This is a genomic window from Acidiphilium sp. 20-67-58 (assembly GCF_002255515.1).
GTDB lineage: Bacteria > Pseudomonadota > Alphaproteobacteria > Acetobacterales > Acetobacteraceae > Acidiphilium.
In genome coordinates this window covers 1-14,557 of record NZ_NCAS01000020.1, presented here as the reverse complement: position 1 = coordinate 14,557, position 14,557 = coordinate 1, and the positions used below count along the sequence as shown (strand labels likewise).

Here is a 14,557-nt window from a genome sequence, read left to right as displayed (position 1 = left end):
CGCAACGATCTGCTCCAGACAACGGGAGAGCCCATACGACGCATTCGGATCCTGTGGATCTCCCCCCCACAAAACAGCGTTGTGACGATCGATGTCGACGCTGCTACTGCCCTACCCGAACTCGGTGACCTGCAGTCGCTGGTGAAGGCAGTGGAAGTTGCCGAATGGCAAATCATGGAGGCCGACCCGTATCTCCTGATCGTACGTGACGCGGCTTTGAAAGCGTCTCACAAAGCCCTTCGAGACCGTGCTTGGGGTCTCATTGGTGAGCTGGCCACCAAGGAACCGGACATCTTCAGGAGCCAGTTTCGTGGAAAGGAAGTTCGACGTATCGTCGAGCAAGCACGAGCCAGCGGCGACCCCGCCATAAATCGGACGACCCGGAGGCAGATCTATTGTTACCTCCGTCGGTACTGGCAGCGGGGCATGGTACCGAACGCCTTGCTACCCGACTATCACAATTCAGGCGCCCCGGGAAAGTCGAGAAACTCATCAGACCGGAAGCGTGGACGACCCAAGCAGTTCGGATCCGCCCCGGGTGCCAATATCACCCCGGAGATCCGCCAGGTATTCCGGGTCGGCTTTGATCGCCTTTATGCGACGGCCCGCAAGCGGACATGGACGTTGCGCGACGCCTACGACAAGATCATCGCCGATTTTTTCTGCGCGAAGCATATCGATCCCGAAACCGGCCGGGTTCGACACGAACCCAAGGACGAAGTTCATGAGGCCGGCGGTTTACCCAGTTTCAAGCAGTTTCAATACTGGGCAGACAAGGATCACGTACGTCTCGACGTGAAGCGCAAGCGCGTTGGCGAACGCATTTACGATAAAGACATGCGTGGCCTGACAGGAACCGCAACTGCCGAGGTATTCGGGCCTGGGGACCGATACCTGATAGATGCCACGATCGCGGATGTCTATTTGCTTTCACGCATCGATCGGGAACGGATAATCGGGCGGCCTGTCATCTACGTGATAATCGATGTCTTCAGCCGCATGATAACCGGCATCTACGTCGGGCTGGAGGGCCCGTCATGGGTGGGTGCCATGATGGCTCTTGCGAACTCCAACGCCGACAAGGTCAAATTCTGCAAGGACTTTGACATTTCAATCGAACCACATGACTGGCCCTGTCATTTCCTCCCGGAGATCTTTCTCGGTGACAGGGGGGAGATGGCAAGCAGCATGATTGACACCCTCAGCAATACCTTAAAGATTAGCGTAGAAACTGCCGCACCCTATCGGTGCGAGTGGAAGGGAATCGTCGAGCAACGCTTCAAAATCCTGCCCGCGAAATTCAAGCCGTTTCTTCCGGGCTATGTCCAGGGGGACTTCCGGGCTAGGGGCGGGTCTGATTACCGGCTCGATGCCCTTCTCGATCTCGACGAATTTACGCAGGTCATCATCAACTGCGTTCTTTTTTATAACAATCAGCACGAGATCTCCCGCTACGATAGGGACAGGAACGTCCTGGCTGATAGCGTGCCCGCCATTCCTGTGGAGTTGTGGGAGTGGGGCAGGCAAAATCGTTCTGGTGCCATGCGCTCCTTCCCGCAAGACAGGGTGCTCTACTGCCTCCTGCCACGGGACACGGCAATGGTGACCGAACTCGGTATCCGCTTCAAGTCTGCCTATTACACGTGTGCCCTGGCAATGGAGCAGCGATGGTTCGACAAGGCACGCCAGGAAAAGCGATGGCAGATCGAGGTCGCCTACGATCCGCGATGCCTCGATTACATCTATCTTGCCGCCGATGATGGCGAGCAGTCCTTCCACGAGTGCACCATGACGCCTCGGAGCCGCGCCCTGCGCCAGGTGTCCCTGCCCGAGATCGAGCAGCAATATTTCTTCGATCAGGATCAAAAGGCCAACCGCGAGCAGCAAAGCCAGATGGCGAGGCTCGACGTCGCGACGGAAATCGAGGCCGTGGTCGAGAAGGCAAAACAAAAGCAGCCCAAATTACGCCGGGGCAGCAATGCCAGCCGCACAAAGGATATCCGGGCAAACCGCGCGGCGGAGCGGGAAATCCGCCGTGACGAGGAGGCCTTCCGGCCCGGACAGCCTTCCACCGATCCCGGGCAGCACAGCGGAGAGGTTGTGCCGTTCCCGCGTAGCGTCACCGCTGAAGACGAGCCTGACTACAGCATGCCTTCGATCGACGAAATTCTTGGAGACGATGATGACGACTCCTGATTTGCCGACTCTGCCCGAATATGAAGGTAACTTGTGGATCTCGAGGCTTCCGCCAATAAAGTCGCAACTCGAGATCTACCAGGAGCTGCGCGACGCACCTTACTTCAATGAAAAAGAGCCCGGCTATCCACGGCATTATCGCAAGCACTGCATAGCTCGCCTAGCCAACTGCTTCCTTCCCCAGGCCCGACAGGTGATCCTGGCCGAGCGCTTTTCGATGTTATTGCGCCAGGGTTACGTCGGCCGAAATCCCCTTACCCACGACTATCTCAAGCACATCTACGCGGGCATCGAGAGAATCGAAAGAAGATCGCTGGATGCAGCGCCAAAGACACCGGTGAAAGTCACCGCAAGCAGTTTTGGGCTCCTTGGCTGTCCAGGTGTCGGCAAGACGGTGTCAGTACGGCGCGTCCTGGCTCAATATCCACAGACGATTCAGCATGACAATCCGTTCAGCATTACCCAGATCGTATGGCTTAGACTCGAGGCGCCCGTTCTCGGGTCTCTGAGACAATTATGTATCGACTTCTTTCACGCCGTCGACGAATTGATAGGTACAGACTATGTCAAGCGATACGGAAAAAGCAAAACGACGGAACAGCTGACGCCGTATATGGCACAGGTTGCGAATTTACACGGGCTCGGCGTGTTGGTGATCGACGAAATCCAGCACTTACGCGGCGCGAAGGTCGGCGCGAACACGTTGATGAACTTCCTTGTAAAGCTGGTGAATACGATCGGCGTGCCAGTGATTCCGATTGGAACATTTGGCGCTTTGCCCACCCTGCAGGGCAATTTCAGCACGGCACGTCGCTCCACCGGTCTGGGCTCACAATTCTGGGATCGGATGGTGCCGGGACCGGAGTGGGATCGTTTCCTCAGTGATCTATGGAAATACCAGTGGACCACACCACCTACCGCCCTCAACGGGGAACTGAACGCGGTGATGTACGATCAGAGCCAGGGCGTCGTCGATCTGGCGGTCAAGCTATTCATGCTGGCCCAGATGCGGGTTGTCGACGCAAACCAGAGTCGCAAGAGACAGTCAGAGGAATTAACACCACGCCTGATCCGGACAGTCGCGAGAGACGAGTTCCAGCTCGTAGCGCCGATGATCAAGGCTTTGCGTGAGAACGACAACTTCGAACTGAACATGTACGACGACTTGCGGGGACTGGACGCACACATCCAGTCGATCCTCGGCGGTGCGTCTGACCCCAGACCGAGGCTCGAAATCGACCCCGAGGCGTCCCCAAGGTCAGGACAGGCGCCGAAGTCCCAGTCCGTCACCGATGCGGTGCTCAGTGCATTGAAGAAAATTTGCGTGGCAGAGGATATCGCACAGGCGCTGGTCAATGACGCCGTAGCCAAGGATCCGTCCGGCGACCCGCTCTTGTTACTCGAGAACGTTCTCACGACCTTGAGAAGCAGCCCGCCGAAAGTCAGTCGTCCCAAGGTCAAGGCAGTGTCTCGGAAGGTGGAGGATCCTGATGATGACGACCTCCGGACAATTGTGAAAGGCGGCGCAGAGCGGGGTAAATGCGCGTACGATGCGCTTAAGGAAGCCGGAGTGGTAAGGCCGCCTCTTCTGGATTTCGCCGGTTAACCATGCTCGCGTATTTCCCGCAGGTTTATCCGGGAGAACTGCTGTACAGCGTACTGGCCCGCTACCATCGACACATGGGCGCCCCCTCCTCGATACAATCCATGGAGAGCCTGTACGGCCACCGCCTTGTCGTTGCGAGTGTAGATCTTCCAGGCCATTTGCAGTCCCTGGTGGATCGGCTCCCGCCGGGCTCCGGATGGACGGTTGACCGCGTCATCGAGGAACTCACCTTGTTCCCGTACTATACCGCGTTCCAGCCACCAGGGGTGGTCAATCGCGTCCGAGCGGCAATGCGGAATGGTGTTACGAATGGGATGCTGCTTCGCCTGGGCATAGCCGCATTTCGGGCCGGTCACGTAACTCAGCTGCGGTTCTGCCCAGCCTGTCTGACAGAGATGGAAAAATGCCCAGGCGAACCCTATTGGCGCCGCGACCATCAGTTGCCTGGCGTGCTTGTCTGCCCAACGCACGGCTGTCCGCTGAAGGCCAGTGCGGTATCGCTGACCGGCTTCGGACGCCACATCTATGTCGCGGCCACCAAGCGCAGCTGCCCGAACGATTCGCCGGATCTTGTCGCCGGAAATGATTACCTCCTGTTGACAAAACTTGAGCGCCTGGCCGGCGCGAGCCGCGCGCTTCTCGAGAAGCCCGGCCCAATCAGAACTACGCAAGAGTGGAGTAAACACTACCGTGGCGCCTTGCTGCGATCTGGGCTGACCCTGTCTTCCGGACGGCTGGACCAGCGACGGCTCGAACAGGCATTTTTCGAAAATTATGCGGGTGTCCTCCGGCTACTTCCGGAACTGACCGTCGGGGCATTTCGCCCCGGTCCCTGGCTTACAGCGATGTCACGCAAACACCGACACGCGTTTCATCCGTTCCAGCACGTGCTCCTCCAGGATTTTCTCGACCGTCAGCTGCGAATTGACGGGCCATTCGGCGACGGGCCTTGGGCGTGTCCGAATCCCCTGGCGCCACATCGGAGCAGGCTGACAATTTCCGAAGTAAGAATCCACCGAAACCATGGTCATCTGGTCGGCGTGTTCGCCTGCAAATGCGGGTATATCTACACCCGCAGTCTCTTCCTGGAACGGCAAGTTCTCGGACCACCGCGCTTTCAGGCCTACGGCCCATTGTTGGCGCCTGCACTGAGAGAGGCGGTGGATTCCGGCATATCGCTGCGAAGCTTGGCGCGTAGGCTTGAGCTGGACCCGAAGACGGTAGTCAAGCTGGCCGTCGAACTGGGCATAGGCACGCGGTGGAAGACGCCGCCAGGTTACTGCTCGGCTGCGTCATGCGTCGGTCGAACCACGGCATCCCATCGACGAGTACCGCCGGTCAGCAGACGCTCAGCTTCCCCGCATTTTCGTCGAGACTGGGATGTTGTTGATCGCGAAGCCGGAATAAAGATTTTGCTGGCGACCCTGCACCTTTTGACGCAGGAGCCACCCGTGCGGATCACGCGATCGCAGATCGAACGCACGACCTGGAATCGGGGGTGGCTCGCCAAGCGAGCCGGGAAGTTGCCACACGCAATGGGATGTCTACGTGATGTTGTCGAGTCCGTCGATCAGTTCCAGGAGCGCCGCACCCGGCACATCATCCGGGAGATGGATCGCGCCGGTGAACCCCTGGCGGCCTGGCGAGTTCTGCGCCGGGCTGGTCTGACATCCGCGCGCGAACACCTGGTCCAGACGCTTTTGGCCGAGCATTTTGAGACGCCCAGGGTGGCGACCGCATGAGGCGGATCGTCTTTCGGTCGATCGCGGATCTCTCGAAGGATCCCGTTGAAGTCTTTTGGCTGAGGGGGTTGGTTCGTAACGAGAGAAACGAGTGGAACGTTAGGGTCGTTTACCGGGTCAAGGGCACGAATGATTTAATCCCGGTAGAGGAGCCCATCGGGATGTTCCCCTTGTTGAGCCCCGGCATCTGGTTCGAGCATGGTCAAATGCGAACGGACGAACTGCCGGGGAGCGATTTCGAAACGATCGTGCCGGACACGGGCCGACCGGAAATCCTCACGTCCGCGGATCTCCCGCATGAACTCCTGCCCCTGCCCAAGGGGACAAACCGCGCCCAGCGTTTGTTCCACTATCGGACAGCGAAAGGCGACGTGCTGGTTCCGGTGATCGAGCTGGTCCGGGCGATGTTCATCCACAACCGCGCCTTGGCCTTGGCATTGATGCGCCCGGCGGGCCTTGAGCAGCTGTATGCACCATTGATGCCCGGGTGGAGCGAAACTGCGACGATCCGCTTTACACGGGAAATCGATCCCCGCGCGATAGGCCGTAGCTTCGCACTGGAATTCGCCTGGATTGCCTTGGATCCGGATGCCAGGCGTGCATGGGACAGCATTCAACGTCTCTCGATGGGTCAAGAATATGTCCTGTTTGAGCCGCCCTCGATCCAGAATTCCCTGTGGACGTTCCGCGGTACCCAACGCGGCAGGCAGTGTTTGGTACTGGAGTTGACCTGTATCGGTGGCCGTCGGCTCCCGTTTCGGAAGCTAGAATACAGCCACCCCGGCTTCGTCAAGGCGATGAGCGCTGGGGGTGACACTAAAGACGTGCCCGGCTCCAATGACCGGCGCGGAACTCGGACATCGTCGGCGGAGCCCGACATCGACGTCGACGACAAAGACGGAAGCGGCAGCTATCACACCACCAAAATTGTATCCCTTCCGAGCCGTCGCAGCGTGTTCGAGAACGATTTCGAAGTCGCGAAGATCCAACGGGCATGGTCGGAAAAGCCCCGGCCGCGCAAGAAAAAGGCCGAAGAGACAAGGAAGGCACCGGATACATCCACGCTCCAAGCGTTCCACGTCACAACTGGCGAACGCAGCGAAACCGCAAGGCTCGTTCCTTTGGAATTCAAGACGCTTGCGCTTGCACCCCTACATGACATGGGCGATCTCGTGGCACTGGATGAGACCGTTCGTCACATGCGAGCCATGAGGCCCGGAGCCGCTTTCTCCGTAACGCTGGTTCAACTTGAGCAGGGTCGCGCAGCCGCGAGTACGGGATCGCGGCCGCGTGTCGCGATGCTCGTCACAATAGAACCGCCGGGCAAACCTCCGATAGTCCTGATCGACTTCGAGAGGACCGGGATTTCTGCGCTCTCAGTGATGGCGATGCGCTTTAGGCGGAATGTTATTGAGGAGCAGGTCGAGAACTCGATCCGTACAATGATAGATGGCTGGATCAACAGTGGCGGACATTGGTCTGGCGAGAAGGAAGAAGAGCTTCAGCGGATTTGTCGTTGCGAACGTCTGCCCAAGGCGTTGATACCGAGAAAGTCCTACAGCGAGAAAAGCAAGGACTGGGCGAAACGATTGCTCGGAAAATTGGGACTGCCGGCATGACATCCTGAAATTAAGTGTGAATCGGCGCCGAAGTGGGACCCCACCGCAGAATCGCACCAACCATTTGATATATCGGTAGGAATTTCGTTCGCCCTAGGGTCCCGGTCGGAGCCGATCGGCGGCCAATCGGGCCCCCATCAGAACGCATGATTAGATTGTCAATTCAATGGGTTCGGGAGGATCCCAGGGTGGGGTCCCACTTCGACGCCGATTCAAACCCGGCTTTGGCCAGTAGCTCAGCCAGTGGTAATCTATCTTCGGTCATCGGGTTCTCTAGGCTTCAGGTTGAAGTCTCGCAACTCCACCATAGCCGACTGATCCGATGGCCACCACAAACTACACCGTTACAGGGCCCAAAAGTCTACCACGACCCCGGACACTACCCATCGCCTGCGCGGCGAGTTCGGCCCTCCCCGCCGGATAGGCGGCTGAGAGATCACGATCCCAAGCCGCAATGGGGCGATCACCCCTCTATTCCCTGCACGATCTGGATATTATCTACGTCCTTTTTTGACGTATTAATATGTTATCCATCTCTCATGATTGAATGACATCCTGAGCATCCCCGCAAGCGGGGTCGATTTGAACAGAGCCGTGACGGGCGAACTGCGTCCGTGGCTCGTTCAATCGAGGAGTTCATGATGTTCAGCGCCTATGCCTCGTTCCTAATCCGCTTTTCCAAGGAGGCCAGTGAGATGCTTGGCTTTCTGCCCTCTGTTGCAGCCGCAACAGCCTTTCGCCAGGTTGCCGCACTGGGTGCGGGTTTCGATCTAGCTTACGCCCCCGTGACGATCGGGAAGGAAGCCTTTGCCGCCTCTGCGCGGGTGATGGCATCGGGAACGATCGTCATCGAAGTCGATACGGCGTCGCGCGGCCTTTCGCCTCGCGTCATTGTCGGTGTTGCGAGGCACGCGACCGCCCGTGCCACAGCTGCACAAAGTGGGAGGAGCAAGTGATGAGCCGCTTGCCGCACAGTAACTCACTCGAATTCTGCATCCCTGAAGTACTGGAAGATCTCGAAATGATCCAGGCGCCGACGATCGATGCGGTGGCACTCGTCGGCTATGCCCGCAACGTTATGGATCGGGTCGAACCGGGGTCGGATGAGGCACAAGCGCTGATCGGCTGGATGGCGCGCAACCGTGATCAGCTCGGTCTTGCCGAGGATCTGTTCAACGATGCCGATTTCGATCGGGGAGAACGGCGGCGCAATACCCGGCCGATCCCCAAAACTCGCTGGCGGTCCTTCCGAGCAGCGCTCGATAAGCGGCTATGTCGGGAGGAAGATAGACTGATTTGCGGGCAGTCGCTGGAGGCAGGGTTCGCCGCAGTTGCTGAAGCCCTCGGGATCAGTGGCCTCAACGCCCGGCTGTTCGAGCTTGCTTACCGCTACCGGCTGGATACACGGTTCGAGCGTTTGTTCGACTGCCTTGCCGCGGCGCGTGGGCGGCCCGGTGTGCTGCGACGTTATCCTGACCTTTTTGCGCTGCTGATCGGTAGCGATGCGATGCGGGTGAACGCCTGCTTCAAACCGGATGCCCCATTGCTGAGTTCGGGTTCGATCCGCATCGACAGTGACGGCGACATCGCCGTAGTGCCGCGCCTCGCAGGCCTGATCCAGGCGTGCTCTCTGGGTGGGGCAGATGTCCGGACGGAGCTTCTCGGGCAACCCATGCCGGCAAACCTGCCCTGGATCGCGTTCCGTCATCTCGGCGAAGAGATCGAGGTTGCCCGGCGGATCATCGAACGGGCGCTGGCGACAGATACCGAGCGCGGGGTGAACATTTTGCTCTACGGTCCGCCGGGTACCGGGAAGACCGAACTCGCCGCAGCCATTGCCGCCGTGCTCGGTGTGCCTGTGTATCTTCTCGGCGAGCGCAACGGCGCCGGTGAAGAGCCCTCGCGTGGGGACCGCCTGTCCCAGATGCTGCTGGCCCAGCGGATCGGGACGACCGGGAAGGCGCTCTATCTGTTCGACGAGGCGGAGGACCTGTTCCGACCGCGGCTTCACGACCGCGAACCGGACCCGAAGATCTTCATCCATCGGCTGCTCGAGACCTCCCGCGTGCCGATGATCTGGGCGGCGAACGATCTTACCGCGTTCTCCCCCGCGGTGCTCCGGCGGATGAGCCTCTGCATCGAGGTCCGTCTGCCGCCGGTGGTGCGCCGGGCCGAGCTCTGGCAGGAACTGGCGACGGCCGAAGGGGTCGAACTCGATCATGCCACCGCGCACCGCCTCGCCGGCATGATCCCGGCGGCCCCGTCGGTTGCGCGCACCGCGCTGCGGGCAGCCCGCCTCGCCGGCGGTGGCGCCGAGACCGCGGAGATGGTCGCGACCGGGATGGCACGGGCGATCGGCCACGGTCGCGCGCCCGCACCGGAGACGGAGGTCGAGGCCGGCTACGATCCGGCGTTCAGCAACGCCGATACCGACCTCGCGAAGTTGGCGGATCGGCTAAGCCGGGAGGGGACGCCACGCGGGATCTCGCTGTTGCTTTCCGGGCCACCCGGGACCGGCAAGAGCGCCTTCGCCCGTCATCTCGCGCAGCGGATGGGGCTGACGGTGCTGCAGAAGCGCGGCTCGGACCTGTTCGGCCCGTATGTCGGCGAGACGGAGGCGCGGATCGCCGCCGCCTTCGCCGAGGCCAGGGCGACCAGCGCCTTCCTGATCTTCGATGAGGCGGATTCACTCCTGCGCGATCGTGCCGGTGCGCAGCGCAGCTGGGAGGCCAGCCAGGTCAACGAGATGCTGACCTGGATGGAGACCCATAAGCTGCCTTTCGCCTGCACGACCAACCTGCCGGATACGTTGGACAAGGCCAGCCTGCGGCGCTTCCTGCTCAGGATCACTTTCCGGCCGCTCAACCTCGACCAGGCCGAAGCACTGTTCCGGCGGCAGTTCGGCGCGGAACCGCCCGCCGGCCTGTTCCGGCTCGACCGGCTTACCCCTGCGGATTTCGGGCTGGTGGCGCGCCGCGTGGCCCTGCTCGGTCTCGATCCGGATCCCGATGCCCTTTTCTCCATGCTGGCCGAGGAGGTCGAGGGCCGGGTTGGTGCCGCGCGACCGATCGGCTTCGGGACGGAGCGGTAACGTGCGCGTGAACGGCGGGAAGGGCAACGACATTGTTGTTGCCCTAACCCGCGGCGCCGGGCAGTCTTTCTCCGTGCGATACGAACCGGGCATGCGGCTCCTGCGTCTTGCGATCCTGCTGGCAGGGTCGCGCACCGGTCTGACGCTCGATGAGATGGCCAGGGAACTCGACGTCGGCCGCCGCACTGTCGAGCGCATGCGGGACCGTTTGCAGGATGTCTTTCCGCAACTCGAGACAATCGATGATGAAGAGAGGGTGCGCCGCTGGCGGCTGCCCCGCGGCGCACTGCCTGTGTTGCCGGTCCAGCCGACAACGATCGCAACGCTGGAAACGGTATCGGCTGAACTCGCCACGCGCGGCGAGGCCGCTCGCGCTGCTGACCTGCGCGATGCCGCAGCGACATTGCGCATGGTGATGTCGCCGAGTGCCCTGCGCGTGGCGGAGCCGGATATCGAGGCGCTGATGCAGGCGGAGGGGAGTGCGGCGCAGCCTGGCCCAAGGCTGAAGCTCGATCGCGACACTCTCCTTGCGCTTCGCGGCGCCATTCTCGGAATGAACAAGTTGCGGCTCAAATATCGTCCGGCCGAGGCGAAGCGCGCGACGCAACGCAGTCTTTGCCCCTACGCCATACTGTATGGCCGGCGCGCTTACCTTGTCGCGCATACCGACACCACGACCGAGATGCGGCTGTGGCGGGTGGACCGGATCAGCGAGATCGAGGTTCTGGCGGACAACTTCACCCGTCAGGAATTCGACCTTGCGGCTTATGCCGCTCAGTCCTTCGGAGTGTTTCAGGAACCGCCGCAGGACGTTGTGCTGCGGTTCGTGCCGGAGGCTGCGGATGAGGCGTCGGACTGGGTCTTCCATCCGAGCCAGACGATAGAGAGGCAATCAGATGGCTCGCTGATCGTTAGCTTCCGCTGCGGTGGCATGCAGGAACTGGATTGGCACCTCCATACGTGGGGAAAGGCAGTCGTCGTTCTTGCGCCTCGAGACTCTCTGAGTTCACGGTAGATTAGTATCTTCTCCTGGCGGGCAGGTTAAGAAGAACGGAGGAATGTAAATGCTCTTTGAGACCACCATTAGAGGAATCAATCTCATCGAGTTGGTGGATTGGGCTCACGCATCCTTCGAATGGGTTGAAGGTCAGCCGCTACCCAACCACGGGCTTATCGCGCTACCGCCAATCCAAAGGGACTCCGCGTGGAATCCCAAGCAGGTTATCGATTTGTGGGACTCTGTTTTGCATGGCCTGCCGATTGGCGGATTGATGCTCCAGCAACGCGAGAAGGGTCACCAGGGCCATCGCGCCGGGACCGACGCCCGTAACGCGAAGCTTCGCGAAGGATGGGATCTTCTTGATGGACAGCAGCGCCTACGCTCCCTCTTGCTTGGGCTTCATGGCTTCAATTTGAATGCCGGAGCGCGGGATGCGCGTTGCATATGGATCGACTTGGATGACCAAGACGCGGATCGCAGGTTCAAACTCCATCTAACGTCGGCAAGCCAACCCTTTGGGTACGATGACAAAGGCTATAAGCTCCCTTCGAAGGATCGGAGCCAAGCGCGTCACCGATACGAGCCCGACGGCGCACGGATTATGATCGGCGGTCGTCGCGCATACACGCACGAACTGTTCGAAAACTTCCTGAGGCGTGGACGGGAATTCATTCTTTCCGTGAACGAACATAATGTGCGAATGCCACCCGAAGGACATCCCGATGGTTGGCCCCCCCTGCCCAGGGGGATAGATCGAACTCGCGTGGAGCGTCCGGCTCCGTTCACCGTCATGCCGTTGCATGTGCTTCTTCAGGCGTGGTTCGGAGCGCCTCAGGAGCGACGTGAAACAGCGGTGCAGACTCTGATCGGCGATGATGATACTTTAGTTCAGCGAGTAACCGAGATGCTAAGCCGGCTGGGCCAGGCAGAAGTCGCCCTCATAAATGCATCGGCTATCGGCGGCGTCGACAATCTCCGGCGTTTGTACGACAGGATCGGTGCCGGAGGTACACCACTCAGCACCGAGGACCGGCTGTTCTCTCTCTACAAATCCATCCGGCCTGATTTTCACAACCTGGTTCTCGATATCTATCAACAGGCGGGTCGCGTTATGCCACCGTCGAAAATAGCCGCCTCGGCAATTCGCATCGCTAACGCTAGAGCGCATCAGGAAAAGGGGGAATCAACCGGTCGCGGAAACGATATTCCTGATATCGTTGCATTCTCCCGCGCAATCGAAGGGCAGAACGGCAATCTGGTCAGACAGCTCGATCAAATCTGCCCAGGTGGCGAGACCGGCCACGGTCCCTTTGCCCAGGCATTCGTCGAGATGTCCAATGCAGTAAGACACGATGACCAAAATCCCCTTGGGTTGCCAGCGGCCGTCATGCGGTATCTGCCACCTCAGCTTATCCAGGCACTAGTTTTTTGGAAAATGCAGCCGCAAAACAACTTCGATCAAAATGCCAATCACGTGGTGCGGTTCTGCCTTGCTTGGCTCCTCGCATCGTGGAACGATGACAAGGGGAGCCGCCACTGCTTCCAGATGATACGAGAAAACCCGAACCTAACGCTACACCAGTTCTTTGCATCTCTCGCGATGCGTGAAGATCTCACTAGGCGAATCATCCAGCCCTGTGAGATGTCTCAGATCCTGGTTACTGATCAACCCACTATTCATTTGCGCTTCATCGATGACCGAACCAAAGGTCAGCCCGATCGCGTCGCCGATCTGGTCAGGTTGTGGTGGCGCGGCGCGGAGCGCTTCCTTCCGTGGCTGCAGCGCGACTATCTCGCGGCCGCCTTCCCGGATTATGACCCGTTGGCAGACCGCGAGGATGACACGCCATTCGATGTTGATCATATGGTTCCATACAATGACTGGGGGGTCAGCTGGGACGTCCTCAAGCAACGATTGGCCTCGAACATCAAGGACCTTGATAAAGCCCAACTCGACAAACTGCGCTGGGCACGCTTTGATCTTGGCAATGCAATCGGTAACAAATGGCTTGTGGACCTGTCAGCGAACCGCGGTTGGGGTGACAAATCGTTCCCCGAGAAACTGCAATGGATTCAGGATCGAGTGAATAATGGTGTGCACGAATATACCTCTCTGCTGCAGGGCGCGTTCGAATGCAATGACCAAGTGTATGCAGTCTGGCAAACAGCCAGCAACGGGTCGATTTGGTCGGATACTAGGCTAACGGCATTTCAGACCGCGGTCGAAAGGCGATCTGCTTGGCTGTATGAGAAATTATACAATGAGGTTGGCCTTGGCGACTGGTTTGCCGATCATCCGACCTGAGATTCGTCGTATAATTTGTAAATTATGCGACACGCGTAAAGACTACTCGTGCAATCAGGGCAACATCAAATCAGCTCTTGGCCGACACGGGGGCCGAAACTGACCTCTTGATGGGCATTTTCGGGGGTAATTCCCCCCACAAGTTTAGCCAAATCACCCTTTTTAGGCGTCGTTCCTAAAGCACGGTAGAGCGTTTCCCGATGGACGCCGAGTAGCTTAGCGACCTCTGACACGGGGCGGTTTTCCTGCTCCACGAGCTGGCGAGCGTGGGCAATTTGTTCGGCCGAGAGTGACGGCTTCGGCCCGAACCGAACGCCGCGGGCTTTGGCGGCGATACGGCCAGTGCTGGTCCGTTCCACGATCAGGGAGCGCTCGAAATCGGCGATGCCGGCAAACACAGTCAAAACGATGCGCCCGGCCGGTGTGGTGGTATCAGCCCATGGCTCGGCCAAGGAACGCAGTCCAGCCCCAGCCTCCTTGATGCACTCTGCGATCTCCAGAAGGTCACGAGTTGAGCGCGCCAGTCGGTCCAAGCGTGTGACCGTCACCACATCGCCGGCGCGCAGATGATCGAGCAACCGCGCGAGCTCAGGTCTGTCACGCCGGGCACCGCTGACCTTTTCCTCAAAAATGCGGGTGCAACCTGTTTGCCGCAACGTTGCCCGCTGCTGGGCCAGATCCTGGCCTTGGGTGGAAACGCGGGCATAGCCGATCAGGGGACCGGAGGCGGGCTTATTGGGCATGCTTCACCTGTCGCAATTTATTGTGCGGGCTTTCTACAACCTACAACAAAAACACGCGACAAAAAACTCCCGGAAGATGGCTGTGAGCTTGACCGGCAAGTGGCGGGGTTTCTTGATCGCTATGTGGCGGCCGGCTGACGTTGGAGGGTTCGGTAGGACGGTCGGCCGGGAGACCGAGAAGACCTCGGCCAGGTCGCTGACGGAATAGTCGCCGGTGTCATACATGCGGCGGAGTTCTCGGGACTGGCGGTCGGA

9 protein-coding genes and 1 pseudogene are annotated in these 14,557 nt (G+C 59.6%); 8 read left to right on the top strand and 2 right to left on the bottom strand.

What is annotated here, in order from left to right:
- Positions 1–81 precede the first annotated feature (81 nt).
- The 8 genes from B7Z76_RS09465 to B7Z76_RS09430 all read left to right on the top strand — a co-directional run bounded on the left by B7Z76_RS09465 (position 82) and on the right by B7Z76_RS09430 (position 13,559).
- A complete protein-coding gene (locus B7Z76_RS09465) occupies positions 82–2,196 on the top strand; it encodes a Mu transposase C-terminal domain-containing protein (protein ID WP_291343579.1) in 2,115 nt (704 codons plus the stop codon).
- Positions 2,180–3,802, top strand: a complete 1,623-nt coding sequence (locus tag B7Z76_RS09460; protein ID WP_291343577.1) for an ATP-binding protein — start codon at positions 2,180–2,182, stop codon at positions 3,800–3,802. Before B7Z76_RS09465 ends, B7Z76_RS09460 begins: the two co-directional genes overlap by 17 nt.
- Before the next feature lie 2 nt (positions 3,803–3,804).
- Positions 3,805–5,544: a TnsD family Tn7-like transposition protein gene (locus B7Z76_RS09455; RefSeq protein WP_291343575.1), complete on the top strand. Its 1,740-nt coding sequence runs from the start codon at positions 3,805–3,807 to the stop codon at positions 5,542–5,544.
- Positions 5,541–7,163 (top strand): hypothetical protein, encoded by a 1,623-nt coding sequence (locus tag B7Z76_RS09450; protein WP_291343573.1) that lies wholly within the window; start codon positions 5,541–5,543, stop codon positions 7,161–7,163. The genes B7Z76_RS09455 and B7Z76_RS09450 overlap by 4 nt, the downstream gene beginning before the upstream one ends.
- Before the next feature lie 638 nt (positions 7,164–7,801).
- Positions 7,802–8,119, top strand: a complete 318-nt coding sequence (locus tag B7Z76_RS09445) for a hypothetical protein (RefSeq protein ID WP_291343571.1) — start codon at positions 7,802–7,804, stop codon at positions 8,117–8,119.
- Positions 8,119–10,254 carry an ATP-binding protein gene (locus tag B7Z76_RS09440; protein WP_291343569.1) on the top strand — a complete coding sequence of 712 codons (2,136 nt, stop codon included), beginning with the start codon at positions 8,119–8,121 and terminating at the stop codon, positions 10,252–10,254. Before B7Z76_RS09445 ends, B7Z76_RS09440 begins: the two co-directional genes overlap by 1 nt.
- A 1-nt stretch (position 10,255) precedes the next feature.
- A complete protein-coding gene (locus tag B7Z76_RS09435) occupies positions 10,256–11,269 on the top strand; it encodes a YafY family protein (RefSeq protein ID WP_291343567.1) in 1,014 nt (337 codons plus the stop codon).
- Positions 11,270–11,318: 49 nt separating this feature from the next.
- Complete coding sequence (locus B7Z76_RS09430) at positions 11,319–13,559, top strand: DUF262 domain-containing protein (RefSeq protein ID WP_291343565.1); 2,241 nt, start codon at positions 11,319–11,321, stop codon at positions 13,557–13,559.
- Positions 13,560–13,624: 65 nt separating this feature from the next.
- Here the strand turns inward: B7Z76_RS09430 and B7Z76_RS09425 are convergent, their stop codons facing one another.
- Both B7Z76_RS09425 and B7Z76_RS16405 read right to left on the bottom strand, forming a co-directional pair.
- Complete coding sequence (locus tag B7Z76_RS09425; RefSeq protein WP_291343563.1) at positions 13,625–14,302, bottom strand: recombinase family protein; 678 nt, start codon at positions 14,300–14,302, stop codon at positions 13,625–13,627.
- Positions 14,303–14,421: 119 nt separating this feature from the next.
- Positions 14,422–14,557: pseudogene (locus tag B7Z76_RS16405) on the bottom strand (helix-turn-helix domain-containing protein); the annotation flags it as partial.

Excerpts from the sequence above, each read along its gene's own strand:
- B7Z76_RS09460 (WP_291343577.1), top strand. The coding sequence starts at position 2,180 with ATGATGACGACTCCTGATTTGCCGACTCTGCCCGAATATGAAGGTAAC.
- B7Z76_RS09455 (WP_291343575.1), top strand. The coding sequence starts at position 3,805 with ATGCTCGCGTATTTCCCGCAGGTTTATCCGGGAGAACTGCTGTACAGC.
- B7Z76_RS09450 (WP_291343573.1), top strand. The coding sequence starts at position 5,541 with ATGAGGCGGATCGTCTTTCGGTCGATCGCGGATCTCTCGAAGGATCCC.
- B7Z76_RS09445 (WP_291343571.1), top strand. The coding sequence starts at position 7,802 with ATGATGTTCAGCGCCTATGCCTCGTTCCTAATCCGCTTTTCCAAGGAG.
- B7Z76_RS09440 (WP_291343569.1), top strand. The coding sequence starts at position 8,119 with ATGAGCCGCTTGCCGCACAGTAACTCACTCGAATTCTGCATCCCTGAA.
- B7Z76_RS09430 (WP_291343565.1), top strand. The coding sequence starts at position 11,319 with ATGCTCTTTGAGACCACCATTAGAGGAATCAATCTCATCGAGTTGGTG.
- B7Z76_RS09425 (WP_291343563.1), bottom strand. The coding sequence starts at position 14,302 with ATGCCCAATAAGCCCGCCTCCGGTCCCCTGATCGGCTATGCCCGCGTT.